The 24411-nt window shown below is 64.9% G+C and carries 21 protein-coding genes; 13 read left to right on the forward strand and 8 right to left on the reverse strand.

The window, feature by feature from the left end; genetic code table 11:
* Positions 1-446 precede the first annotated feature (446 nt).
* Genes ACIBG0_RS03820 through ACIBG0_RS03845 form a run of 6 tightly spaced genes read left to right on the forward strand, consistent with a single transcriptional unit; the run spans position 447 to position 8840 of the window.
* On the forward strand, positions 447-1484 hold the full coding sequence (locus ACIBG0_RS03820) for a 3-oxoacyl-ACP synthase III family protein (RefSeq protein WP_397028920.1): 1038 nt from the start codon (positions 447-449) through the stop codon (positions 1482-1484).
* A gap of 1 nt (position 1485) precedes the next feature.
* Complete coding sequence (locus tag ACIBG0_RS03825) at positions 1486-2394, forward strand: hypothetical protein (RefSeq protein ID WP_397028921.1); 909 nt, start codon at positions 1486-1488, stop codon at positions 2392-2394.
* Entirely contained in the window at positions 2391-4082 is a 1692-nt protein-coding gene (locus ACIBG0_RS03830) for a fatty acid CoA ligase family protein (RefSeq protein ID WP_397028923.1), read from the forward strand. Before ACIBG0_RS03825 ends, ACIBG0_RS03830 begins: the two co-directional genes overlap by 4 nt.
* Positions 4055-5107, forward strand: a complete 1053-nt coding sequence (locus tag ACIBG0_RS03835; protein ID WP_397028925.1) for an NAD-dependent epimerase/dehydratase family protein — start codon at positions 4055-4057, stop codon at positions 5105-5107. The genes ACIBG0_RS03830 and ACIBG0_RS03835 overlap by 28 nt, the downstream gene beginning before the upstream one ends.
* Positions 5108-5163: 56 nt before the next feature.
* Complete coding sequence (locus tag ACIBG0_RS03840; RefSeq protein ID WP_397028926.1) at positions 5164-6582, forward strand: cytochrome P450; 1419 nt, start codon at positions 5164-5166, stop codon at positions 6580-6582.
* A 20-nt stretch (positions 6583-6602) separates the two neighbouring features.
* Complete coding sequence (locus ACIBG0_RS03845) at positions 6603-8840, forward strand: MMPL family transporter (protein ID WP_397028928.1); 2238 nt, start codon at positions 6603-6605, stop codon at positions 8838-8840.
* A gap of 95 nt (positions 8841-8935) precedes the next feature.
* On the opposite strand, the gene ACIBG0_RS03850 is transcribed toward ACIBG0_RS03845, so the two are convergent.
* Positions 8936-9700, reverse strand: a complete 765-nt coding sequence (locus tag ACIBG0_RS03850; protein WP_397028930.1) for an SDR family oxidoreductase — start codon at positions 9698-9700, stop codon at positions 8936-8938.
* Between the two features lie 155 nt (positions 9701-9855).
* Here ACIBG0_RS03850 and ACIBG0_RS03855 point away from each other — a divergent pair, with 155 nt between their 5' ends.
* From ACIBG0_RS03855 to ACIBG0_RS03865, 3 genes are all read left to right on the forward strand, one after another.
* On the forward strand, positions 9856-10950 hold the full coding sequence (locus tag ACIBG0_RS03855) for a phage tail tip lysozyme (RefSeq protein ID WP_397028932.1): 1095 nt from the start codon (positions 9856-9858) through the stop codon (positions 10948-10950).
* Positions 10951-11098: 148 nt separating this feature from the next.
* Positions 11099-12730 carry an ABC-F family ATP-binding cassette domain-containing protein gene (locus ACIBG0_RS03860; RefSeq protein ID WP_062991893.1) on the forward strand — a complete coding sequence of 544 codons (1632 nt, stop codon included), beginning with the start codon at positions 11099-11101 and terminating at the stop codon, positions 12728-12730.
* 151 nt (positions 12731-12881) lie between these two features.
* The gene (locus ACIBG0_RS03865; RefSeq protein WP_040692003.1) at positions 12882-13115 is read left to right on the forward strand and encodes a helix-turn-helix domain-containing protein; all 234 of its coding nucleotides are present in this window, start codon (positions 12882-12884) and stop codon (positions 13113-13115) included.
* 65 nt (positions 13116-13180) lie between these two features.
* Here ACIBG0_RS03865 and ACIBG0_RS03870 read toward each other — a convergent pair whose 3' ends face one another.
* The 3 genes from ACIBG0_RS03870 to ACIBG0_RS03880 form a co-directional block, all read right to left on the reverse strand.
* Positions 13181-14143 carry a hypothetical protein gene (locus tag ACIBG0_RS03870; protein WP_397028935.1) on the reverse strand — a complete coding sequence of 321 codons (963 nt, stop codon included), beginning with the start codon at positions 14141-14143 and terminating at the stop codon, positions 13181-13183.
* 12 nt (positions 14144-14155) lie between these two features.
* Complete coding sequence (locus ACIBG0_RS03875; RefSeq protein ID WP_397028937.1) at positions 14156-14614, reverse strand: hypothetical protein; 459 nt, start codon at positions 14612-14614, stop codon at positions 14156-14158.
* A 324-nt stretch (positions 14615-14938) separates the two neighbouring features.
* Positions 14939-15367, reverse strand: coding sequence for a cupin domain-containing protein (locus tag ACIBG0_RS03880; protein ID WP_397030186.1), 429 nt, complete (start codon positions 15365-15367; stop codon positions 14939-14941).
* A 149-nt stretch (positions 15368-15516) separates the two neighbouring features.
* Here ACIBG0_RS03880 and ACIBG0_RS03885 point away from each other — a divergent pair, with 149 nt between their 5' ends.
* Positions 15517-16026, forward strand: coding sequence for a MarR family winged helix-turn-helix transcriptional regulator (locus ACIBG0_RS03885; RefSeq protein WP_397028939.1), 510 nt, complete (start codon positions 15517-15519; stop codon positions 16024-16026).
* Between the two features lie 50 nt (positions 16027-16076).
* A complete protein-coding gene (locus tag ACIBG0_RS03890) occupies positions 16077-16868 on the forward strand; it encodes a hypothetical protein (protein ID WP_397028941.1) in 792 nt (263 codons plus the stop codon).
* Between the two features lie 370 nt (positions 16869-17238).
* Here ACIBG0_RS03890 and ACIBG0_RS03895 read toward each other — a convergent pair whose 3' ends face one another.
* Positions 17239-18057: an SDR family oxidoreductase gene (locus ACIBG0_RS03895; RefSeq protein ID WP_397028943.1), complete on the reverse strand. Its 819-nt coding sequence runs from the start codon at positions 18055-18057 to the stop codon at positions 17239-17241.
* A gap of 41 nt (positions 18058-18098) precedes the next feature.
* On the reverse strand, positions 18099-20663 hold the full coding sequence (locus tag ACIBG0_RS03900) for a cytochrome P450 (RefSeq protein ID WP_397028945.1): 2565 nt from the start codon (positions 20661-20663) through the stop codon (positions 18099-18101).
* A 92-nt stretch (positions 20664-20755) separates the two neighbouring features.
* Here ACIBG0_RS03900 and ACIBG0_RS03905 point away from each other — a divergent pair, with 92 nt between their 5' ends.
* Both ACIBG0_RS03905 and ACIBG0_RS03910 read left to right on the forward strand, forming a co-directional pair.
* A complete protein-coding gene (locus tag ACIBG0_RS03905; RefSeq protein WP_397028948.1) occupies positions 20756-22033 on the forward strand; it encodes a glycosyltransferase in 1278 nt (425 codons plus the stop codon).
* 26 nt (positions 22034-22059) lie between these two features.
* On the forward strand, positions 22060-22788 hold the full coding sequence (locus tag ACIBG0_RS03910) for an ABC transporter permease (RefSeq protein WP_397030188.1): 729 nt from the start codon (positions 22060-22062) through the stop codon (positions 22786-22788).
* 91 nt (positions 22789-22879) lie between these two features.
* Here the strand turns inward: ACIBG0_RS03910 and ACIBG0_RS03915 are convergent, their stop codons facing one another.
* Positions 22880-23671 (reverse strand): SDR family NAD(P)-dependent oxidoreductase, encoded by a 792-nt coding sequence (locus ACIBG0_RS03915; RefSeq protein WP_397028950.1) that lies wholly within the window; start codon positions 23669-23671, stop codon positions 22880-22882.
* 155 nt (positions 23672-23826) lie between these two features.
* Positions 23827-24393 (reverse strand): TetR/AcrR family transcriptional regulator, encoded by a 567-nt coding sequence (locus tag ACIBG0_RS03920; protein ID WP_040691943.1) that lies wholly within the window; start codon positions 24391-24393, stop codon positions 23827-23829.
* Positions 24394-24411: the final 18 nt, after the last annotated feature.

Raw genomic sequence — 24411 nt, forward strand, 5'->3', positions numbered from 1 at the left:
GCATATCCCATACGGAACGTGGATGTTGGTGTGGCGCAGCGAGTTCGGTGGTGTGCAGGGTGGGCCCTTCGTGGTCGGCGCGGTTGGTCGGTCGTGCGGAGCTTACTGTCGTCACCGTTGCGCTGTGATAGTTCACGGATATCGACGGTGACATTCTTCATAATGCGATCATGTCAGATCTCGCTTTTCCAGCAACGATGTGACTCGCCAGTAGCGCCGTGTCGTCGTCCGGCTGGTCACCATGTCCTGTACGCCGTATGCTCGGCGCTGTCGAACGAATTGCCCAGGGTCGGGCAATTCGGATCCGATTGCCGAAATCAATGTTGATTTCGGAACTTTCCGTTCCCTCGATCCTGTGAACGGAATTCCCGCATCGTCTGCCCGCGGCCATTGTCGTGCCAGCCGGGGAGTTCGTGCTGCCCGTCTCCTTCGAAAGGACCGCTACGGTGAATTCTTCCCGATTACGCGCCCTTGGCGCCGCCCTCCCGGCCGGCGAATACACCACTTCGGAAGTACTGAGTCGGATGACGAGCGGCGGCGATTTCGACGTCGAGCGAATTACTGGCATCGGTCATCGCTACATGGTCGACCGCACCAGCGAGGACACCCTGACCCTTGGTGCGCGGGCCGCACAGGATGCGCTGGCGAAGTCCGGTTTGGGCGCCGCTGAACTGGATATCATCATCTGCGGCGGCACCACCGTGCACGATGGATTCCATATGGTGTTCGAGCCGTCGGCAGCCCAGGAGATCGCCCGGCGCATCGGCGCGGTCAATGCCTCCGGCTATGACGTGGCGAATGCCTGCGGCGGCACTATGACGGGAATCTATCTGCTGGACAATCTGATTCGCGCCGGTGTGGTGCGCAATGGCATGGTCGTCACGCCCGAGGTGATCTCGCCGGTAACCGAAGGCGCACTAGCCGAAGCCGTCGATGCGCGCGATCCACAGTTCGCCGCACTCACTCTCGCGGATGCCGCGGTCGCGGTCATCCTCGACCCCGCGGTCGACGAGGAAGACGTGCTGCACTACGTCGATCTGACAACGTGCGCCGAGTATTCGCCATTGTGCATCGCCAAACCGAGCGATGCCAGCGAGAACATGATCATGTTGACCGACAATCTCACCATGCAGGCCGCGCCGCGCCGGGAAACATGGGCGAAATTCCACCGCGATATCCTCGCAAAGCGCGGAACCACATTCGCCGATGAGAAGTTCGACTTCATCGTGTTCCATCAGCTCGGCGTCGGATTCACGGAGAAACTAGCCGAATCCGGCAGCAAGATTCACGGCACCGAGCTGCCGCCACGGTTGGCGACCGTCGAAAAGTATGGCAACACCGGGGCGAGTACGCATTTCCTGGTACTGCACGACTACATTTCCCGAGGCGAGCTCCCGAAGGGGTCCAAGATCTGTTTCGTGCCGACCGCCTCCGGAATGGTCTTCGGTGTCCTTTCGGCAACTATCAGTGCATTGGTGGGATGATATGACGTTCATTATTCGGCGGTCCGCCGTCAGCGCCGACCCCACCCTTGGTTCCATCGACCATGCCGTGCGGGCGGCCGCTGAGTGCCTCTCCGGCGCGGGTGTCGAGCCGAACGATATCGACGTGCTGATCAATGTCGGCGTCTACCGTGACAGCAATATCGTCGAACCGTCCAATGCCGCCCTTATCCAGAAGGAATTGGGGATGCATCTGGACTACCAGGTCGGCTCCTCACGGGCTGGTTTCTCGCTCGATCTGCGCAACGGGGCGTGCGGCGTACTCAACGCATTGCAGGCCGCGGGTGGGCTGCTGGAGAACGGCACCGTCGAGCGGGTACTGATCGTCAGCAGCGATGCTCACCCGGGTGGCATCGCACACGCGCCGGCCGACTTCCGCTATGCCGCGGTCGGTGCCGCATTGCTGGTAACCAAGGGGATCGATGAGGGCACCGGCTTCGATCGCGTGCACATTCCGGCGCCGCTGCCGCGCGCGGTCGGCACCCATCCCGGTGTCGCCGGGTACCTCGATCTGAAGTCTATGGGGAACGACGGCCAGCGCTCGATCACCATCGATGTCGCCGACGACTACGCCGAATTGGTCAGTGGCGCGGCGTTTGCCGCCGTTCGTTCGTATCTCGCCGAACGTCGCGAGCGGCAGCGTGTGCTGGTCACCAATAATCCGGTGCCCGAGTTCGCGGCCACCCTGGCGAGCGAATTCGGTTTCGCCCGAACGCATCAGGCAGCGAAAGGCGAACTGGACGGGGGTAGCTCGGGCTTGATCATCGGCTACCACCAGTTGCTCGAGGCCGGTGAGCTGTCGGCCGGTGACGAATTGCTCCTGGTCGCCGCCGGATCGGGTCCGATCGCGGGCTGCGTGAGCTACACCGTGCCCGCGGGCGGTGCGGGGTGAGTCAGGAGATCGCGGATCTGAGCGCGCTGCTGGAGCACCAGATCCGACAGCGCGCCGACCTGCCCGCCATCAGCTATCCGACGGTGGCGCATCCAGAACGTGCCCAGCGCGCAACGGATCTCGACTTCTCGGTGCTGACCTTCGCCGAACTCGGCGCGCGGGTCGAGGCCTATGCCGCCGCATTCGAACGAATCGGAATCAGCAAGGGTGTCAAGACCATTGTCATGGTCGAACCCGATCCCGATCTGTTCGCGGTGATCTTCGCGCTGTTCCGGGTCGGTGCGGTACCGGTGGTGGTGGATCCGGGTATGGGCGTTCGCCGCATGCTGCATTGCTTTCGCAGTGTCGGTGCGGAGGCGTTCATCGGCATACCGCTGGCGCATCTGGTGCGGTTGGTGGCGCGGCGCACCTTCGCTTCGGTGCGGCTGCATGTGACGGCCGGACGCTCGTTCTGGGGTGGGCACACGTTGCTCGCCATGCGGCAGACGGCCGGTGCCGTCGCACCCGAATTGGCCCATGCGCCCGACGATCTGTTGATGATCGCCTTCACCACCGGCAGTACCGGACCAGCCAAGGGAGTGGAGTTCACCAGGGCCGGATTCGCTGCCTCGCTGCGGGTGATCGAGCAATTGCATGGTCGTCCAACAGGTTTCGTCTCGCTCACCTCGGTGCCGCTGTTCGGTATCTTCGATTTGCTGCAGGGTGCGCATGTGGTGCTCGGGCCCGTCGATCCGGTGCGGGTGTCCAAGGCAGATCCAGCATTGCTCACCGATGTGGTCCAGAGTTTCCAGGCCACGGATGTCACCGCATCGCCCGCGCTGCTCGGTCCGCTCGGCGAATACCTGAGCAGAACCGGGACCAGGCTGCCGAGTTTGGTCCGGGTGATCTCGATGGGTGCGCCCGCGAATCTCGATGCGCTGGAAGGTGTTAGAGCCGCGCTCGGTGAGTCGGCACGCGTCTTCACCACCTACGGCGCCACCGAGGCATTGCCGCTGACCACCCTCGAGTGGTCCGAACTCGACGAAACCCGCAAGCAGACCGCAGAAGGCGCGGGCACGTGCGTCGGGCGCCCGATCGCGGAATCCGACGGTGATACACGGGTGCGAATCATCGCCATCTCCGATGACGACATTCCCGCCTGGCATGACGGTCTCGTGCTACCGCAGGGGCAGATCGGCGAAATCGTCGCCACCGGTGCGCAAGTCAGCAGCGCCTATCACCGCAACCCGGCCGCCGATGCCCGCAACAAGATCGACGAGACACGACCGGACGGCACTGTGCGCCGCTGGCATCGCGTCGGCGATCTGGCCTGGCAGGACGACTCCGGTCGGCTGTGGTTCTGCGGCCGCTCGGCCCAGCGGGTCCGCACCGCGGCCGGTGACCTGTTCACCGTGCAGTGCGAGCAGATCTTCAACACCCATCCGGATGTGCACCGCACCGCGCTCGTCGGTGTCGGCGAGGCGGGTGCGCAGATCCCGGTGCTGTGCTTCGAATTGCGGTCCGGGGTTGCGGAATCCGAGATTCCGCGGGTGCAGCGGGAGCTGTGGTCGATCGCGCGCGAGCGCGAATTCACCAGGCCGATCAAGGTGTTTCGCGCCCATCCCGGATTTCCGGTCGACATCCGGCACAACGCCAAGATCGGGCGCGAGGAATTGGCCGTATGGGCCGGAAAGAGTATGACGCGATGAAGGCATTGGTCACCGGAGCAACCGGATTCCTCGGCAGTCATATCGTCGACGCCGCGGTGGCCGCGGGCGATGAGGTGCGCGCCATCGTCCGGCCGTCGAGCAATCTCGGCTACCTGTCGACGGTGCCCGAACTCGAAACGGTGGCAGGCGATCTCGGAGACTACGAATCGCTGATCACCGCGTGTAAGGGCGTAGATGTGGTCTATCACAGCGCCGGGCTGGTCGCCGAGGTCGGCGGCCGCGCGCAGTTCTGGGAGGCCAATGTCGAGGGCACCCGGCGGCTGATGCAGGCCGCCCAGCAGGCCGGTGTCGGCCGGTTCGTCTTCGTCAGCAGCCCCTCGGTGGCGACCTCCTATGACACCGACCGCTTCGGCATCGACGAATCCGAGCCGTACGTGAGTGCTCCGAAGAGTCTGTACGTGGAAACCAAGGCCGCCGCCGAACAGCTCGTACTGGCCAGCAACACCGCCGATTTCGTGACCTGCGCGCTGCGACCGCGGATGATCTGGGGACCGCGTTCCTCGGGCTGGATGACGCTGCTGCTACGAAAGTTGAAATCCGGCAAGCTGCCCGACCTCTCCGGCGGCAAGAACGTCTTGGTGTCGATCACCTATTGTGAACATGCCGCGCAGGCTTGTCTGCAGGCGGCGCGCTCGGATCAGGTCGCGGGCAATGCCTACTTCCTCGCCGATCCCGAAGACGTCGACCTATGGAAGTTCGTCAAGGATCTCGCCGTCTCGCTGGACCTGACGCCACCCACCCGCACCATCCCGAAACCGGTTTTCGACGCCGCCATCGCGGTTTTCGACACCATATGGCGGGTTCCCGCGATCAGGGAGCGCTACGCGCCGCCGCTGTCAAGTTGGACCACCGCGGCGCTGACCGTCTCCAGCACCTACGACACCAGCGCCGCCACCCGGGATTTCGGCTACGCGCCGACGGTCTCGCTGACCGACGGACTGACCGCCTACGTCGACTGGGTCGGACAGGTCGGCGGCGTCGACGCCGTCATCGCCCGCGGATGACCGACGGACGACGCCACGCAGTCGAGCGAAAGTCGATGCACGCTCAGGAGATTCGCATGATGACCACCCGACTCGCCAGCCGCCCGACCGGCACCGCCGAGGTGCCGACCGCACCGGGCGCCCTACCCCTGATCGGACATTCCCACCGCCTCGCCCGCAGGCCCTATCGGTTCCTGCAGACGCTGTCGGATCTCGGACCCGTGGTGCGGGTGAAGATTCCGGGCTACGACACCTATGTCGTCACCGAACCGGAGCTGATCCGCGAGGCGTTCGTCGGGCTGTCCGATCAGGGTTCGATGATCGATCGGGCGCAGGCGCTGCTCGGCGCGGGCGTCACCGTCTTGTCGGGTCCGCAGCACAAGCGGGAACGTCGCATGATCGCCCCTGCTTTCGCTCGCGGTCGCATCGCGCAGTACGCCACCGTGATGACGCGTCTGGGCGCCGAACAGGCCGATGCCTGGCGCGACGGTCAAATGGTGGTCGTCAATACAGAGATGCACGATCTCGCGCTGCGCACCGTCGCGGGGGCGCTGTTCAGCGGCGACCTCGGCGCGGAAACCGGCGCGGAAATACACGAGATGCTCACACCGGTCATGACGCTGCTCGCCCGCCGCGTCACCCGTCCGGCCTGGATCGACAAGCTGCCACTGCCCAGCAACCGTCACTTCGACGGCCTTGTCGCCGGTATGAAGTCGGCGACCAGCAAGATCATCGCCGCTTACCGCGCGGATCTGGCGGCCGATCCGAATCTGGATCACGGCGACCTGCTCGACACCCTGATCAAGGCCCGCGATGAGGACGGTGTCGCACTCACCGATGCCCAGGTGCACGACGAGCTGATCAACTTCCTGGTCGGTGGCACCGAGGCAACCGGTATGACGCTGTCGTGGGTATTCCATGAGCTGGGTCGAAATCCCGAGCTGGAAGCCGCTTTCCACGCCGAGATCGATGCGGTGCTCGGCGGTCGCCCGGCCGAATTCGCCGATCTCGGTCGGCTCGATCTGACCAAGCGGATCGTCACAGAGACCCTGCGCATGTACTCCCCGTGGCTGACCGTTCGCGATGTGCCCGCGAACTATGAACTCGGCGGCAAGGCGTTGCCGAAGGGCGCCATGTTGCTTGTGTGTCCCGTTGCGGTGCACCGGGATCCGGCCATCTTCCCGAACCCCGATGAATTCGACCCGGACCGCTGGCTGCCTGCGGCAATGGAGTCCCGGCCCAAGGGCGCGTACCTGCCGTTCGGTATGGGCACCCGGCAGTGTCCCGGAAATGCGTTCTCGCTCACCGAGGTTGCCCTACAGGTTGCTACGATCGGCGGGCGCTGGCGCCTGCGTCCGATGCCCGGTATCGCGGTGCAAGAGACGGTGATCGGCGCCCTGGTGCATCCGAAGTATCTGCCGATGCGGGTGGTGGCCAGGCAGGTGCGAACCGGGCACGTCGTGGATTCGTCGGACAGCGAACGCGGCGCGGCTTAACGAGTGATGAGGGTGTGGCGGTGTTCGGACTGACCAAGCTGACCATTTCGAGCGACCTGCAAGCAGTCGCTACGCGGCGCAGCACATGGATTCTCGGCATCTTTGTCGGGCTTGCGCTGGTGATGGGAATGCTCAGCTCGACGTTGTTCGACAAGGTGCAGGGCGGGGGCTACAGCGATCCCGGCGGCGAATCCAGCCGGGCCACCGAGATGCTGCGGGATACCTTCGGTCAGGCGCCGCCGAACTTCGTGCTGCTCGTGCACACCGACACCTCGATTGACGATCCCGAATCAGCTACGGCCGCAGTGAAATTGGCACTGAAACTCGAGGATGAGCCGGGCGTCGCGGGTGTCATGTCGTATTGGATGGACTCCTCGCCCGCGCTGCGCAGCGCCGATGGTAAATCGGGGCTGATCGTCGCGAGCATTCTCGGCGAGGAGGGTGCGGTCGACCAGAAGGTCGGGGGTCTGGCGGACCGCTACGGCGGCACGCACGGCCCGGTGCAGGTGCGCGTCGGCGGTTACGCGATGTTGTTGCACGAAACGGTGCAGCAGAGCGAGACCGACGCTGTCCTCGGCGAATCCATTGCCTTCCCGATCACCCTGATCGCCTTGCTATTCGTATTCGGCGGTTTGGTGGCGGCCAGCCTGCCGCTGGTCATCGCCGCGGTGACCGTGATGATCACCATGGGCGCGCTGTGGCTGATCACCCTGTTCACCGATCTCGCCGCCACCGCGACCAATGTGGCCACTTTGCTCGGCCTCGGTCTCGCGATCGATTACAGCCTGCTGATCATCAGCCGCTACCGCGACGAATTGGCCGCAGGCGCCGCGACCGCTCCGGCCGTCGCGGCGACCATGCGTTCAGCCGGACGCACCGTCGCCTTCTCGGCCGTCACGGTCGCGGTCGCGCTGTCGGGACTGCTGTTCTTCCCGCTGCTCGCGGTGCGTTCCATGGGGTATGCGGGTCTGGCGGTCGCGGCGATCGCTGCCACGGTATCGCTGACGGTGCTGCCCGCGATTCTGCTGTTGCTCGGTAGCCGCATCGATCGTGGCCAACTGGGTTGGTTCTTCCGTCCACAGCGTCCCGCGCCGGGGGAGGGTTTCTGGCATCGGCTCGCGGTATTCGTCATGCGCAAGCCGGTGCCGATCGGTCTGGCCGTCGCGGCCCTCCTGTTGCTGCTCGGGACGCCGTTCCTCGGTGTGAAACTCGGCTTCCCGGACGAGCGGGCATTGCCGGAGTCGATGAACAACCGGCAGATCACCGAGACCATCCAGCGTGAGTTCGCCGCCACCGACACCAACGGACTTTTCGTGGTGCTGCCCGACGGCAAGTCCGGCCTGGACGCCTATGCCAGGAAGCTCTCCGAAGTCGACAATGTCCGCCGCGTCGACACCGCCACCGGAAGCTACGCCCACGGCGGGCAGCTCACCCCGGCCACGGCACAGCACGCGCGGTTCGAAACCAAGGATGCCGCATATCTTTCGGTGACACCGGATACCAGCGATCCGGCGCTGCTGGACCGGGTGGCCAAGGAGTTGCGCGCGGTGCCCGCACCCTCGCAGCGGTTGGTCGGCGGTATCGCCGCCGCGAGCGCCGATTCCCTCGACGCGGTGACCTCGGCCCTGCCCGTGGCGCTGGCGTACGTCGTGATCATCATGTTGGTCGTGCTGTTCCTGTTGACCGGCAGTGTGGTACTGCCGCTGGTCGCGATCGTGCTCAGCGCACTCAGCCTCACCGCCACCTTCGGCGCGCTGGTCTGGATCTTCCAGGACGGGCATCTGTCCGGGCTGCTCGATTTCACCGTGACCGGCGATCTGCCGCCGACCGTGCCGGTCATGCTTTTCGGTGTCGCCTTCGGTCTGGCCATGGACTATCAGGTATTCCTGCTGTCGCGAATCCTCGAAGAATATGAACGCACCGGCAAGAACGAATCCGCCGTTGCCCATGGCCTGGAGAAGATCGGTCGAATCGTCACCGCGGCGGCGGTCCTGATCTCCTTGGTTTTCTTGGGATTCCTGGCCTCGGATATCACCTTCATGAAGTCGTTCGGCATCGGTCTGCCGTTGGCGGTGCTGGTCGATGCGACCCTGGTCCGCGGCTTCCTGCTGCCCGCGGTGATGAAGCTGCTCGGCGACTGGAACTGGTGGGCACCCGGCCCGCTCGAAAAGCTGCACGAGCGCTTCGGATTCGACGAAGGACCGTCCGCGCCGTCGCTGCCCGATCCGGACGCCCTGCGCCAGCCCGCCCGGGTGTAGAAATGCCGATGGCCGTGCGGTATTCGCCGCACGGCCATCGATGTTCTTGGGAAAGTTGGTTTCCGCCGTTGCTCAGCGGATTACCCTGGTGCGTCTCAGATTCCGCCGGTCGAGAGCAATCCGCCGTCGACGCGGATCGTCTCACCAGTGATCCACTTGGCTTCATCCGAAACCAGGAATCCGATCAGCTGCGCCACATCCTCGGGCGTGCCGAGTCGCTTCATCGGGTACACGCTCGCGGCCCGCTCCTCATCCGCCGAGTACAGCGCATCGGCGAACTTGGTCTTGATCACGCCCGGCGCCACCGCGTTCACCCGGATACTCGGACCCAGCTGCCAGGCCAGTTCGTCGGTGAGCCGGATCAGCGCGGCCTTGGAGGCGCCGTAGGCCGCGATCACTCCGGTCGAGCGGAGCCCGGCAACACTGGCCACGTTCACCACCGCACCGCCGTGATCGCGCATCCACGCCCGGTATGCCTCCTGCATATAGCCGAGTGCGGCGACGACATTGACATCGAAGATCTTGCGCACCGCCTCCAGATCGGCATCCATGAGCGAGCCGTAGACGGGATTGATGCCGGTGTTGTTGATCAGGATGTCCAACGAGCCGAATTCCGAAACCACCCGACCCACCGCGGCGGCCCGGCTGTCCGGATCACCGGAATTGCCCGCCAGCGTGCTGACCTCGCCCGGATGACCGAGCGCCCGCAGTTCGGCGGCGGCCGCCTCCAGCGGCTCCGGCTTACGGGCGGTGATCAGCACATTGGCGCCGCGCCGAAGCAGTTCCGCCGCGACGGCCTTGCCGATGCCCCGGCTGGCTCCGGAAACGAGTGCGCTCTTGCCCAACAGATCGGTCGTCATGTGATGGCACGCTACCGCAGTAGCCGGATCGTCGAACCCGCGGACGCCGGACAGCGCTCGAGCTCGGTGTTCCCAGCGCCGGGAGTACGAACCACAGACGTCGGAGTGCATCGGATTACGCTGCCGGACAGGGTTTCGGCGGAAGGTGTGGAGCAATGGCTGGCGATACATCTATCGATACATCGCTGCCATCGCGCCCGGATGCGCCTATCGTCAACGCCTACATCAGCCGCATAGAGACGACGCTGGCGAAGTTGGTGAAGGCGATGGGCGACGGCTCGGCGAAGTCGATTACCGTCGAGGATTTGAAGGGCCTAGGGGAGTCGCAGCTGAAGTCCGGCGAGCTCGTCACGAAATACCATGCCAAACAAAGCGACGACGCAAAATATCGAGACGATCTGAACTCGCTGGACAGCAATATCGCCCAGATCGCCTCGGAATCGGCCGACGTAGCCAACACCGTGAACAAAGAAGTAAAAAGCCTGGTGGCCACTGTCAAGCAGGAGCTGAGTTACGACAATCTGCCGAATCTGACCGATGTGCCATTGCCGCGCAGCATCGAGTTGCAGATGAACACCATCGACAAGATCGATAAAGAGGTCGACCAAACGGCGAAGACTGTCAAGGATGCGTACAACGCATTGGACGAACACGCTGGAAAGATCACCGACCCGGAGTCGACCGACAGCGGAAGCGCCCCGAATTCGATCGGTAGCGGCAACCAGTTCCCCACCTATACCGGTAGCGGTGGAAACAGTCGCAACAGCAGCGGACCCGCAGGTCTCGGCAACCGCGCGAGTGCTCAACCGATCAGTGGCGGTAAGAAAGCGACGGCCAGCGAAATCTACCAGTACCTCCTGAAGAAGGGCTTCACACCGGCGCAAGCAGCGGGCATTTTGGGCAACATGCAAGTCGAATCCGGTTTCGATACCGGTGCCTACAACCCAGGCGAAGGAGCCATCGGCCTCTGCCAGTGGGAAGGTGGTCGACGGGCGAATCTCGAGGCTTTCGCCGCGAGCGACCCCCAGCACCGGCCCGTCACCGACTGGAGTCTCCAAGTCGATTTCATGATTCACGAGCTGAAGGGCAGTGAGTCGGGTGCGTACAGTCATCTCACATCGGCGACCTCGCCAGGTGCGGCGGCGGCAGCGTTCGATCAGTACTACGAACGCAGCTCCGGTGAGGCCCGTGGTCAGCGCGTCGCGAATGCCAACAGCATCGCGTCGAGCCTGGCCGGGGTGTCGGTCTAGCGCCGATCGGAGAGTTAGTGCGGTCACACCTGGCTCGCGGGTGTAAGGAGCACCTCCTGAGCCGGGTAAAATCGGTGGTTCTTGTGCGCCTCCGCGTCGCACAATCGAGCAGCAACCGACCAGCACCACATACCCGTAGGAGAAGCCTGTGATCACCGCGACGGACCTGGAGGTCCGGGCCGGAGTCCGCACCCTGCTGTCGGCCCCCGGGCCTGCGCTGCGGGTGCAGGCCGGCGACCGGATCGGACTGGTCGGACGCAATGGCGCGGGCAAGACCACAACGCTGCGCATCCTGGCGGGCGAGGGCGAGCCCTACGCCGGAAAGATTTTGCGCTCCAGTGATATCGGTTATCTCCCGCAGGATCCGCGGGAGGGCAATCTGGATGTGCTGGCGCGCGATCGGGTGCTCTCCGCTCGCGGCCTGGACACCCTGCTGCGCGATATGGAAAAGCAGCAGGCGCTGATGGCCGAGGTGGTCGATGATGCCGAACGCGAGAAGGCGGTGCGCAAATACGGTCGGCTGGAGGAGCGCTTCTCGGCGCTCGGCGGCTATGTGGCCGAGAGCGAAGCGGCGCGCATCTGCAATAGCCTCGGCCTGCCCGATCGTGTGCTCGGCCAAGCGCTGCGCACGCTCTCCGGCGGTCAGCGCCGCCGAATCGAGTTGGCGCGCATCCTGTTCGCCGCCTCCGATGGCAGCGGCGGACGCTCGGACACCATCCTGCTGCTCGACGAGCCGACCAACCACCTCGACGCCGACTCCATCACCTGGTTGCGCGGCTTCCTGCAGAACCACGACGGTGGCCTGATCGTGATCAGCCACGATGTCGAACTACTCGGCGATGTGGTGAACAAGGTCTGGTTCCTGGACGCAGTGCGCGGGGAAGCCGACGTCTACAACATGGGCTGGCAGAAATACCTGGACGCGCGTGCCACCGATGAACAGCGTCGTCGTCGCGAACGCGCCAATGCCGAGAAGAAGGCCAGCGCTCTGCGCGCCCAGGCCGCAAAACTCGGTGCCAAGGCCACGAAAGCCACTGCGGCACAGAACATGGCCAAGCGCGCGGATCGCTTGATGGCCGAACTCGACGAGGTTCGGGTGGCCGACAAGGTCGCGCGGATCAAATTCCCCGAGCCCGCGGCCTGCGGTAAGACGCCGCTGATGGCCGAGAACCTGACCAAGGTCTACGGCTCGCTGGAGATCTTCACCGGCGTCGACCTGGCCATCGACCGGGGCAGCCGCGTCGTCGTACTCGGCCTCAACGGCGCGGGTAAGACCACCCTGCTGCGCTTGCTCGCCGGGGTGGAGACGCCGACGGCGGGCGGTCTCGTGCCCGGTCACGGCCTCAAGATCGGCTACTTCGCCCAGGAACACGACACCCTCGACGATCAGGCCACGGTGTGGGAGAACATCCGCCACGCCGCACCGGACGCGGGGGAGCAGGAGCTGCGTGGCCTGCTCGGTGCGTTCATGTTCTCCGGACCGCAGCTGGAACAGCCCGCAGGCACCCTCTCCGGCGGTGAGAAGACCCGTCTGGCGCTGGCCGGGCTGGTGTCCTCGGCGGCGAATGTGCTGTTGCTCGACGAGCCGACCAACAACTTGGACCCGATCTCGCGTGAGCAGGTCCTCGATGCGCTGCGTACCTATGCGGGCGCGGTTGTCCTGGTCACCCACGACCCGGGTGCGGCCGAAGCGCTGTCCCCGGAACGGGTGATCTTGCTGCCGGACGGCCAGGAAGACCACTGGTCGGCGGAGTATTTGGAGCTGATTCAGCTGGCCTGATCCGGACCGTCCGGTCGGAGTTTCATTGCGGGGGGTGGGTTTTCACTGCCTTGGATCGCGTCGTCGGTGATATTCATCACAAAGACCCGTTGATCACAGCTTCCCGAGTGTCTAGCCTGGAATGACGCGGCTCGGCGACTCGGAGGAAGCCATGAGCGACAGGCCCACACAAGTCAAGGCCACACTGGGTAAGGGCACACGCGTCACGGGGAAATCACGCGACCGTTTGCAAACCCAGCTGAAGAAGCAGTACGAGGCGGGAGCCAGCATCCGATCGCTGGCCCGGTCGACCGGCCGCTCCTACGGTTTCGTCCATAACGTGCTGGTGGAGTCACACGTGCAACTCCGCAGTCGCGGCGGTGCGAACCGCCGCAAGAGCCAGTAGCGTTCTGGATCTGAATCCCGGTGTCGGCGAATCGGTTTCGCCGACACCCGGGGGGATCGAGCGCGCTAATAGCCCGGCACCGCAGCGTCGCCGTTGACCAGCAGGTTGGCGAGGCTGCGGAACATCGGCAGGCCCGTCTTGATCTCCAGATACGCGAACTGGCCCTGGGGGTTGACCTCGAGGAAGTAGTACTCGCCGTCGAGGCCAAGCCGTAGATCCAGCACGCCGAAGCTCAGGCCGAGTGCGCCCATGAGCGTGGCCAGCGACTTGCTGACCGAGGCCGGCAGATGCTCCGGTGCGAAGTCGACGGTGGTATCGAGCCGGGAATCGACCCGCCCGACCCCCGACTGCGAGTCGATGCGCACCGCCCATTCGACGCCGTCCATCCACACCACCCGCAGATCGCACCGCGCCTCGACGTAGTCCTGGAAGGTGGTCGGCGCGGAGCGGATGCCCGCGAGGCGCCCGAAGTCGGCCTTGGTGATGATTCGGGTCTCGGCGAATTCGGCGCGTCCGGTGCCGGTTCTCTTGTAAACCACCGAGCCCGTACGTGATTCGATGAAACTGCGCGCCTCGTCCGGATCGTTGGTGATGAGCGTTTCCGGTATCACGAAACCGGCTCGCCGCGCGGTCTCCAACTGCACGATTTTGCGGCTCGCGGTGCGGTCGGCGCCGGGATCGTTGACCCAATACGCGGGAATCGACCACAGCAGGCCCTGGATGAAGCCATCGCATTCGGCTTGGCGGTAGGCGTCGTCCGAGGCGCGCACACCGGCCGGAACCTGCGCGGGATGTGGTCTGCGCCACCAGACCGAGCGGACGTCGTCGAGCCCGATCACATGCGACAGCGATCGCCCGGTGCCGTGCCGATCGAGCCGGAAACTTCCGGATTCGCGCGGAAAGTCGCGCAGGTCGAGCTGAATCGGGCTGAGCCCGTGGTGTTCTCGCAACGTCGCCGCCATCGCGGTGCCGTGCAGATCATCGGATTCGGAGACGATGAGGACCGAACCTGTCCGGCGCGCCGCCATGCGCAGTCCTGTTCAGTCGAGACTGTCGCAGTTTATGCCGTCGTCGCTTGTCGCGAGCGATTTGGTTTGGCAGTAGGTGAAGGTCGCTCCGCTGGCGCCCGAGCACTCCGCGAGTTGCAGGCTGTCGGCCCAAGATGCGGTGAGTTGTTGCAGCGCTTCATCTCCCAGCGCCGCGGAGGGTTCCTCGGCCAGCGTCATCGGACGGTCGACGAGGTCGATTCGCAGGCGGCGGGTGAAGTCGGCGGTGGCGCCGGGGCGGATATCCATCAGCACGGGGCGGCCGTCGCGTTCGGCGGTCGCGCCTTCGGTCCAGTCGAGGACCCGCAGCACATCGTCGCGACGGAAGGTCCAGGTTCCTTCGGTCACTTTGACCGTGAAATCTCGTTCCGACTCGGCCACCAGCAGTCCCTGCAACGCGGGGACGCGGTCACCCGCCGGCCCGGTACCGGGGAGGTGGATTGCGTCGGTCATAGTGAGCTCTCCGATCTGCTCGCGATTTGCCAGGACCCCCGAGCGGGAACTGGATCATATCGCGCAAGGGGTCTCGCACGGTTCGGATCGCGAGATTTGACCGCCGCTGGCAAACCGAATACAGGCTCGGGATGCGCTTGCGCCGAAAGATTTTCGGCGCAGGCCCGAATGGGCATCGGCAACCATTGAGCTACTTTCGAGTGGTGCTGCGCGGTGGATATTGCCCGGGATTGGCGGCCGTGCATTCGGTGCGTATGCCCCTGCGCTGCGACAGTACCGTCGAACGTGTCGACCTCCTCGCGGATTCGAAAGATCTGCGTCGCTTCACCACTCGTGCCGGTTGGCGTTGCGCTCGGCCCACCATTCGGGGGATTCGACGAACCAGTTGTCGAATTCCTCCTGCGATGCCGCCAGATCTTCGAAGCTGGCCTCGCCCTTGACCAGCCGGTCGAGCAGACGGAAGTAGCCGAAGCGTTCCACCGCGGGCATGAGTGCGATCAGGATTCGCGCGGGGCTGTCGGGGGCGGCGCCGAAGGCGTGCGGCATGAGCTTGGGTACCACAATCGACCCGCCCGCGCCCACGGTGACGATCTTATCTCCGGCCAGTACCTGCAGTTCGCCGTCCGCGACGTAGAACAGCTCGTCCGACTTGGTGTGGTAGTGCGGCGCCGCACCGTCGGCGCCCTTATCCATGGTGACCTCCAGGTGGCTGACCGCGCCGCCAGCCTCGTTCGAGTCGATGAGCAGGCGCATGGTGACCGACGGGGTGATGAGGGTTTCGGCATCCTGCGGCTGGCGGATGGCGAAGGTGCGGTCGGTGGTGGCGTTCACGATGTACTCCCAACGGTTCGCTGCTTGATAATTCGCTACCGAACTATATTACGGCGAATAGAATCTTGTCTATGGGTGAGATCGAACGGGATCCGGTGGATGCGATCGTCGAGCAGTGGCGCCGGGAGCGGCCGGACCTCGAGTTGGAGGCGATGGGCGTGATCGGACGCCTGGGTCGACTGCTTGTGGTCGCGCAGCGGGATATCGAGGCGGTGTTCATCGCGCACGACCTGCAGCGCGGGGAGTTCGATGTACTTGCCGCACTGCGTCGTTCGGGCGAGCCGTTCGAATTGAACCCGTCGGTGCTCGCTGACACGCTGATGATGTCGCGCGCCGGAATGACCGGACGGCTCGACCGCTTGGAGTCGGCCGGGCTGGTCCGGCGCATCGCGGATGCCCAGGATCGCCGCGCCATCCGGGTCGCGCTCACCGGCGCGGGCCGCACGCTGATCGACAAAGTCGTCACCGCGCATACCGAGAACGAAACCAGGATGTTGTCGGTGCTCTCGGCGAAGGATCGTCGCGACCTGGATCGGATCGCTCGGGTACTGCTCGGCAGCCTCGAGGGCGGCGCGAAATGAGGTAGTTCGCTACTCGGGTGGTGCGACGGTCATCGGTTCACCATAGGGTGATGATCGATATCATCACCCTCCGCGGCACGGGTGAACCGCGGAATACCAATGGGACGCCCGCCGGGATGCTGCGCGATGTCACGAAACTGCTCGATCCCGACCGTTTCACCGCCTTCGAGCCGGATTGGCCCGCCTCGGTGGGGCCGAGCCCGGAACTGTGGGGCCCTTCGCTGGACACCTCGATCCGGCTCGGTGTCGCGGCGGGGGTCAAAGCGATTCAGGACTCGCCGAACGTCTGCGGACTTTTGAGTTATTCGCTCGGAAGTATCTGCGCGAGCAAGATCCTGGAGGGGGTGCGGTCGGGTCAGTACAAGAACACCGACGGCTCGCCCCTGGAAATCGCCTTTGCCGTCAATATCGCCAACCCGCTGCGCAAACGCGGCCAGTCGGTCGGCAATCTCTGTCCGGCAACGACTTACGGCTTGCACGGCGAACACGGCGCTTGGCCCGCACTAGATGTCAAGGAGTACGCGAATCCGGGCGATATCATCACCGCGTCACCGGGTGACTCGCCGCTGCGGATCATCGATATCGGAATTTCGCCGTTCTCGTTCGTCGAGGGTGCCCGCATCGGCAATGTCGGCCCGCTGATCTTCGCCGAGTTGCTGCGCTTCCTGATGAACGATCCGATCGGCAATCTCGATCGCTATGCGGCCGCGGTCAACGGTGTCATCGGCTATCTGACGCCATGGCCGGATGGCCAGCACGTTCTGTACTCCGGACACACTATGCCCGGCACGGATGTCCTGTGGACGACCCATGCCGCCAACTATCTGAACGCCAACTACTGATCCGCTCCCGGGGTGATTTCGTACCTGGAGTCCGAGAATGCCGGACGGGTACGCGTATTTCGGTGACTACCTGCGTCATTGTGCGGAGTAGCGTGCGTCACAGTCCCTAATTCGTTCGAAAAATGCGGTGTATTGGGGTGGTCGCGTCGTACAGTCTGAATTCGCTGATGCGTCATCGGGTTTCGATCGAGGGGTCATGGAGGCGTCCGTGACTTCCTCCGACGGCGGGGAGGCGACAGGTCGTTCCCTTTGTCGACCTGTACCCGCGCCGTCGGCCAGCGAGGGCGCGGTCTCGGATAGTCGGCGCCGCCGGGGACGGGTCCACCATCATCCCCACTTCCCCGGCGGCGTCGTGCTCGAACTATCTGCCTCAATCACCTTGTGCCGCAGCGGAAATGGGCTGCCATTCGCGCCACAGCGCCAAGCGGGATTCGTAGTCCGCGGTAGCGATGGTCAATGGCACCTCGCCGAGGAAAATGCGCAGCGGCGGCTCGGGCGCGTCGACGACCGCGAGGATGGCGGCGCGAGTCGCGGCCGGATCACCCTGGCGCACCGCCGAACGCTGGGCGGCTCGGGCGGCCCTGGCCGCATCGTAGGCGGGAAGCGGGCTGGCATGCCGCGACGAGGGGCCCGCCCAGTCGGTGCCGAATCCACCCGGTTCGATCAGGGTGACGTGGATGCCGAAGGGCGCGACCTCCTGCGCGAGCGCCTGGGAGAAACCCTCCAGCGCCCACTTCGACGCGTGGTACGCGCCGAGGTTCTGGAAGGCGGAGATGCCACCGATGCTCGACACCTGGACGATGTGGCCGCTGCCCTGGGCTCGCAGGATCGGCAGTGCCGCCTGGGTGACCCACAGTGCGCCGAAGACATTGGTTTCCAACTGCGCGCGGAACTCGTCCTCACTGAGCTCCTCGATCATGCCGAACTGGCCGTAGCCGGCATTGTTGATCACGATATCGAGCCGCCCGAAGCGCTCGGCGGCCTGCTGCACCGCGGTGAAATCGCCGTCCCGGTCGGTGACGTCCAAACGCAGCGGAAGGAAGCTGTCCGGATATTTCGCGACGAGATCGTCGAGTGTGCTGGTATCGCGCGCCGTACCGGCCACCTGATCCCCGCGTTCCAGCGCGGCGAGTGCCCATTCACGGCCGAATCCTCGTGACACTCCGGTGATGAACCAAACTTTGCTCATGGACCCACGCTAGCGACCTGGAGTGCACTCCAAGCAAGTGTTCACCGTGGATGCAGCGTAACGGGCAGCGCCGACGGCGACAGGACGAAGTCTCGATTGGAGGCACGTACCGTGTAGTTCGGGTCGGGTGTCGGCCGCCAGCGGGCCAGCAGCGCCGCGGCGGCGAGGCCGATTTCGATCATGGCGAAATGGTCGCCGAGGCAGCGGCGACGGCCGACGCCGAACGAGAGGTTGGCCTTCTTATCGATATCGGCGGCGCGTTCGGGCGACCAGCGGTCCGGGTCGAAGGATTCCGGATCGGCGTAATAGCGCTTATTGTGCTGAACCAGATAGGGGGAGAACATGATTGCCGTGCCGTCGGGAACAGTCAGTCCGCCGATGGTGACATCGCCGTCGGCGGTGCCCGCGCTGATCCATGGGCCCCAGAAGCGAAGTGTTTCCGCCACAACTTGTTTCAGGTACGGAAGTGCGCCGAGATGGTCGGCGCGCACCCGGCCCGCTCCGACGACGGAATCGAGTTCGGCGTACAAGCGCTCGGCGATCTGTGGGCGGCGCATGACCTCGTGCCAGAGCCAGCCGGTCAGTGATGCCATCGAGCCGACGCCACCGGCCAGCATGAGAATCGCCTCATCGATAATGTGCTCATCGGACAGAGTCGCACCGGTCTCGCTGTCGGTGTGCCGGATCAGCGCCGACACGACATCGTTGAAATCCTCATCGCGGCGGCGGTATTCGACGATGACCGCACCGATGGCGGTGCGCAGGTGTCGGGCCTTTGTGCGCCAGCGCCAGTTCGAAATGAGCCGCAGTCGGCGCACCTGCGGAGGGAGCGCCGTGCGCAGAATAACCTGACTGAGCAGCCACGGCACACTGTCGCGGATCTCACGTCGTGCGTCATCGCTGAAATCGGCGGTGAACAGCGTCGAGGAAACCGTGTCGAGGATCAGGCCGTGTGCCTCATCCATCAGATTCACCTGACCGCCCGAAGGCAGACTAGCCGACCAGGTTTCGGCGATATCGGCCGCCGCCCGCGTGTACTCGGCAAGGCGGCTCTGTCGCAGCGCTGGTGAGATCATGCGCCGCCGCAGCTTGTGCTCATCACCGCGCAAGACATTGACCGATCCGCCCGCGACATCCTCGATGGCCTCGCGCAGATCATCCCGATTGAGTTCGGCATCACCGAGCCCGACTTCGCGGACGAGATCCGGTGTGGTGAGCAGATATCCGGTCTTCTGGCCGAACTTCAGGCGCACGATCGGGCCGAGATCGGCCAGCGAAGTGACGAAGCCCGGAGCGCCACGCAGGGCCCGCAGGCTGTGGCCGACCAGTGGCAGCTGACCGGGTGCGGTAGGAACCTCCGAAAGCGATTGTGGCATGACCAGTTCTGGGCTCCGTGCGGAGTCGGCCCGGGCTTGTCGATAGATTTCGAGCACCGCCCCGATGTGCTGGGACTGACGCACCGAGTCGCCGTATTTGCCGAGGATCTGACGCATTTCCGCGAGCGCCCAGCGATCGGCGTTGAGCTCGGCGATGCTGGCGGCGATCGCGACGGGCGATGGATCGGCGGTGCGAATGCCGCCCCTGGGTGGAACCGATTCATCGAGATCGGGATCGCAGTAGATGATGGGCAGGCCGACCGCGACCGCCTCCAGCAGGACCATGCCCTGCGTGTCGAAACCATGGGAGGGGAACAGCAGTGCGTCGCCTTCGGACATGGCGGCCAGGCATTCGGCTCGAGTGGCCCTGCCGTGCAGACGGATTCGGTCCACGAGTCGATACTCGGCGATGGCGGCGGCCGCCTCGGCTCGCTGGTCGCCGTCACCGTAGATATCGAGAGTGCAGTCGTCGAGATACCGCATGGCCTCGATGGCGGTGAGCAGCCGCTTCTCGGCCGATAGCCGCCCGCACCAGATCAGCCGCAGTGGTGCGTCGGCGGCGCGCTCGACAGCCGGTGTGCCGCCGCTGTTCTCGATGAGATCGTCATCGACACCATTTGATACCACCCGAAGCGGCCGGGTCAGCCCGTGCGCGAGCAGTTGGTCAGCGAAGTGCTGGGTCGGCGCGATGACCCGATCCGCGGCTTGGGCCTGACCGACGATCGTCCACCAGGCATGGCGTGCCGCACGACTTTCGGCGCGGTGCGGCATCTGCTGATCGTGCGGTACGAACCGGCCGTGCAGTGCACGCAGGGCCAGCGCCGCCGGATACGGTGCGGGCGAGGTGTTCTCGATGAACGCGTCATCGCGGCTCTGGGCGGTATGGATGAGTGGAATACGGTGTCGGCGTGCGGCTTTCATGCCAGCGATGGCTACGCCGTAGGTGGTGTGGGTGTGCACGAGGTCGATCGGGCCACGTGCGGCGAAGGCGGCGTCGATGAGTTGGGCGTTGCGCTTGGTCGGCAGCACGACCGGGAATCCGTTCACCGCGAGGCCACCTGCGGCGCGCAGCGGCACCACATTCGGGAGCTCGTCGGCGCCCGGCTGCGGTCCGACGAATAGCGTGACGCGGTGACCTGCGCGTTCGAGCCCACGGCACAGCGAAGCGACCGCGGTCTGGACTCCACCGAGAGTGGCCGGGTGGTAGTCCATGAACATCGCTATGTGCACAATGGCACTGTACTGACACATCGCCGCCGTACGGAGCCCTTAATTCTGTGGACTATCCGGTCGGCGTCAGGGCCCCGATACGAAAGAGTGCCGTGAAAATAGCGATTCCGCTCACTGGAACCCGCGGTGATGTCCAGCCCGTCGTGGCCTTGGGACTCGAACTGCGCCGCCGCGGGCATGATGTGCTGCTCGGTGCGCCGCCGAATCTGGTCGAATTCGCTACCGCCACCGGACTTGCCGCCGTCGCCTGCGGACCGGATGTGCAGCGGCTCTACAGTTCCGACGCGGGACAGCGGGCGTTGGCGGCGGGCAACACCCTGCGGCTCATGCAATTGGTCGCCCGGCAAATGGCCGATTACGCCCAGCAGATGAATCGGGAAGTCATCGACGTTTGCACGGGCGCGGATCTGATCGTGGCGAGTACTGTCACCGAGGATCGGGCCAGTTCGGTTGCCGAGGCTATGGGGGTTCCGCTGGTCAGCCTCCATTATTTCCCGTGCCGGAGTAATAGCGCCTATCCGTTTCCTGGTGTGCTGCCGCCGCGGTGGAATCCGCCCGCGGCCGTCAATAAGGCGACCTGGATGTTCGCGGAAAATCTGCGCCGCGTGGTGTTCATGCGCTATCTCAACGATCTACGCGCGACACTCGGACTGCCGAAATCGCGGGCGAGTACCGCCGCGGTATTGGCGCGTGCGCATGTTCCCGAAGTGCAGATCTACGATCCGGCGCTGGTTCCGGGACTGCCGGAAGAATGGGATGAGCGCAGGCCGTTCACCGGATTTCTGACGCTCGATCACGCTGCTCGACAGGCCGTTGGGGATTTGGCGGGCGACCATGCGGGAATTCTGTCGTGGATCGAGGCGGGGGAACCGCCGGTGTTCTTCGGATTCGGCAGTATGCCAATTCGGGATACGGCCGCGGTGCTGGCGATGGTTACCGAAGTGTCCGCTCGTTCGGGTGTGCGTGCGTTGGTCAGCGCTGGATGGAGTGATCTGGATATCGCCGATGCACAGGCGGGACCTGATGTGAAGGTTGTGGGTCCGTTCGCGCACGACCTGGTTTTTCCGTATTGCGCCGCGGCGGTGCATCATGGCGGTATCGGGACGCTGTTCGAAAGCCTGCGCGCCGGACTGCCGACCTTGGTGTGCTCGGTGTCGTTCGAGCAGCCGATGTGGGGCGGGCAGGTCGAACGGCTCGGTGTGGGAGCGCATCTGCCGTTCACACGACTGACACAGGCGCGGCTGGAACAAGGCGTCGCGGCGCTGCTGACATCCGAAAGTCGCTCTCGCGCAGTGGAATTCGCGAAGACACTGAGCACCGAGAACGCCGCCGCCCGCACCGCCGATATCATCGAAGCCGCCGCCCGGTGACCGACGTCTTCGCCGACACCCTCGTCATGTTCCGCCGCTGTCTCCGGCACACCCTGCGCAGCCGCGACACCCTGATCATTTCGCTGCTCATGCCGATTCTGGTGATGCTGCTTTTCACCTACGTTTTCGGTGGTGCCATCGATGTCGGTGGACCCTATCTGGACTATGTAGTGCCCGGAATCATGTTGCTGTGCACGGGTTTCGGCTCATCGATCACCGCAACCGCCGTATCCACCGATATGACAAGGGGCAGCATCGACCGCTTCCGCACCCTGCCGATGTTCCGTCAGGCCGTACTCGCCGGCCACGTCGCCGAGGGCGTTGTCCGTAATCTCGCGGCCATCGCGATCGCGGTCATGGTGGCGCTCACACTCGGCTACCGGCCCCAGGCCGGTCCGCTCGGCTGGCTCGCGGCCCTGGCGGTCATCACCCTGTTCGTCACGGCTATCTCCTGGATCGCCGTCGCCCTCGGACTGGTCGCCAAGAACCCGGAAGCCGCGGGCGGCCTCACCTACGCCATCATGTTCATCCCCTACATCAGCAGCGCCTTCGTCCAAACCACCACCATGCCGCACTGGCTTCGCGGCTTCGCCGACTACCAACCCGCCACCCCCATCATCGAAACCGTGCGCGGACTCCTGAACGCCATCGACACCGCCCACCACGCCCCGCTCGCCCTCCTCTGGTGCGTCCTCCTCGGCGCCCTGGGATTCACCAGCGCCAGCATCGTATTCAGTCGCCTGTCCCACCACTGACCGGCCCATATGAGCCGACGATCGGCTTTTGTGCCGCCGACGAAGCTGAGCGACGCTGTATCGCGGGAATGCCTCACATCCCTCGTCGGGCTCAACGCATGTCGCGATGACCAGCGGCTAGTTCGGCCATTACCTTGTCGGCTCCGAAGAGCCGCTGAACGCGGGTCGAGAGATGGGGGGCGATCAGGGCCAATGTCGCGCCGAGGCGGACCGGGAGGGGGGCTACGTCGGTTTCGGCGATGTTCCGTTCGATCGCTCGGACGACGGCGTTCGCGACGTCTTCCGGGCTTCGGGTGCCGACGCCTGGTGGTACGGCCGCGCCGGATTTGACGAACATGCCCGCGTCCCTGACGAATCCCGGGTAGATCGAGGAGACACCGATGCCACGGCTTTGCAGGTCGGCGCGCAGGGCCAAGGCGAAGCCGCGCAGTCCGAATTTGGTCGCGTTGTACATCGCCGCCTTACCGGATGCAGCCTTGCCGGACAGGGAATTGATGAAGACCAGGTGTCCCTTGCCGCGTTCGGCCATCTGCGCACCGGCAAGGCGGGCAAGCAAGATCGGGGCGCGCAGATTGACCTCCAGCGCCCGATTGATCTCGGTCACCGAATAGTCGAGTAGGTCGCCCGAACCGGGCAGTGCGGCATTGGCGATGACGACATCGAGCTCACCGGCCTCCTCGAGCAGCTTCGCGGCGTCACCCGGCACGGCGAGATCCGCGACCACCGCCCGCGCGCCGAACCGGGTCGCGACCTGGTCGAGTGCTTCGGCTCGCCGTCCGGACAGCACTACGTTCGCGCCCCGTGCGGTGACCGCGGCGGCGATCGCGACTCCGATCCCACCCGTCGCGCCAGTGATCAGGACGCGCGCTCCGTTCAGTTCCATGTCGAGGATTATGGGCGAGATTCCGCATTCCGTGACGTATCCGCGGTCGCACGGTGTCGCCGCGACCGGCGGCTGCCGTCAGTCCTGGACCCTGTCGCGCACGATGGATTTCGCGCCGCTGCCGGACGATCCGCCCGCGGGATGCAGCGGCCGACTCACTCCTTCCGGCGGACCGAGGCTTCAACGAGATCCAGGACCGCGGACAGGTTTTCGTTGGTGTGGCCGGAGGCTATGCGGGCGATGAGCCCGTCCAGTACCAGATCCAGGTAGCCGAGGAGGACGTCGGTCGGGACGTCGTCGCGCAAAGCGCCTGCTGCCTTGCGGCGTTCCAGGCGGGCCAGGGTGGCGGCGGTGAGTTCGGCGGAGCGCTGGGTCCAGCTCGCGCGGAATTCCGGATCGGTGCGCAGTCGGCGCGCGATCTCCAAACGGGTTCCGAGCCAATTGAATTGCTCCGGGTGGGCGAGCATATCGCGCATGACCTGCACCAGACCCTGATTGGCCGCGACATCGGCCATCCGGTCGGCATCTTCTTGGGCCAGAGCGAGGAACAGGGCGTCCTTGTCCCGGAAGTGATGGAAGATCGCGCCGCGCGACAGGCCGATGGCTTCTTCCAGGCGCCGCACGGTCGCCCCGTCGTACCCGTATTCGGCGAAACAGGCCCGCGCCCCGTCCAGAATCTGACTACGCCGGGCGGCGAGGTGATCATCACTGACTTTGGGCATTTCGGCGGGCTCCTCCGA

Origin of the sequence: Nocardia sp. NPDC050630 (genome assembly GCF_044457245.1) — a bacterium.
GTDB lineage: Bacteria > Actinomycetota > Actinomycetes > Mycobacteriales > Mycobacteriaceae > Nocardia.

Excerpts from the sequence above, each read along its gene's own strand:
- ACIBG0_RS03895 (WP_397028943.1), bottom strand. The coding sequence starts at position 18,057 with ATGAGCAAAGTTTGGTTCATCACCGGAGTGTCACGAGGATTCGGCCGT.
- ACIBG0_RS03885 (WP_397028939.1), top strand. The coding sequence starts at position 15,517 with ATGGGTGAGATCGAACGGGATCCGGTGGATGCGATCGTCGAGCAGTGG.
- ACIBG0_RS03870 (WP_397028935.1), bottom strand. The coding sequence starts at position 14,143 with ATGGCGGCGCGCCGGACAGGTTCGGTCCTCATCGTCTCCGAATCCGAT.
- ACIBG0_RS03875 (WP_397028937.1), bottom strand. The coding sequence starts at position 14,614 with ATGACCGACGCAATCCACCTCCCCGGTACCGGGCCGGCGGGTGACCGC.
- ACIBG0_RS03920 (WP_040691943.1), bottom strand. The coding sequence starts at position 24,393 with ATGCCCAAAGTCAGTGATGATCACCTCGCCGCCCGGCGTAGTCAGATT.
- ACIBG0_RS03865 (WP_040692003.1), top strand. The coding sequence starts at position 12,882 with ATGAGCGACAGGCCCACACAAGTCAAGGCCACACTGGGTAAGGGCACA.
- ACIBG0_RS03855 (WP_397028932.1), top strand. The coding sequence starts at position 9,856 with ATGGCTGGCGATACATCTATCGATACATCGCTGCCATCGCGCCCGGAT.
- ACIBG0_RS03890 (WP_397028941.1), top strand. The coding sequence starts at position 16,077 with ATGATCGATATCATCACCCTCCGCGGCACGGGTGAACCGCGGAATACC.
- ACIBG0_RS03850 (WP_397028930.1), bottom strand. The coding sequence starts at position 9,700 with ATGACGACCGATCTGTTGGGCAAGAGCGCACTCGTTTCCGGAGCCAGC.
- ACIBG0_RS03880 (WP_397030186.1), bottom strand. The coding sequence starts at position 15,367 with ATGCGCCTGCTCATCGACTCGAACGAGGCTGGCGGCGCGGTCAGCCAC.
- ACIBG0_RS03840 (WP_397028926.1), top strand. The coding sequence starts at position 5,164 with ATGATGACCACCCGACTCGCCAGCCGCCCGACCGGCACCGCCGAGGTG.
- ACIBG0_RS03835 (WP_397028925.1), top strand. The coding sequence starts at position 4,055 with ATGGGCCGGAAAGAGTATGACGCGATGAAGGCATTGGTCACCGGAGCA.
- ACIBG0_RS03910 (WP_397030188.1), top strand. The coding sequence starts at position 22,060 with ATGTTCCGCCGCTGTCTCCGGCACACCCTGCGCAGCCGCGACACCCTG.
- ACIBG0_RS03915 (WP_397028950.1), bottom strand. The coding sequence starts at position 23,671 with ATGGAACTGAACGGAGCGCGCGTCCTGATCACTGGCGCGACGGGTGGG.
- ACIBG0_RS03825 (WP_397028921.1), top strand. The coding sequence starts at position 1,486 with ATGACGTTCATTATTCGGCGGTCCGCCGTCAGCGCCGACCCCACCCTT.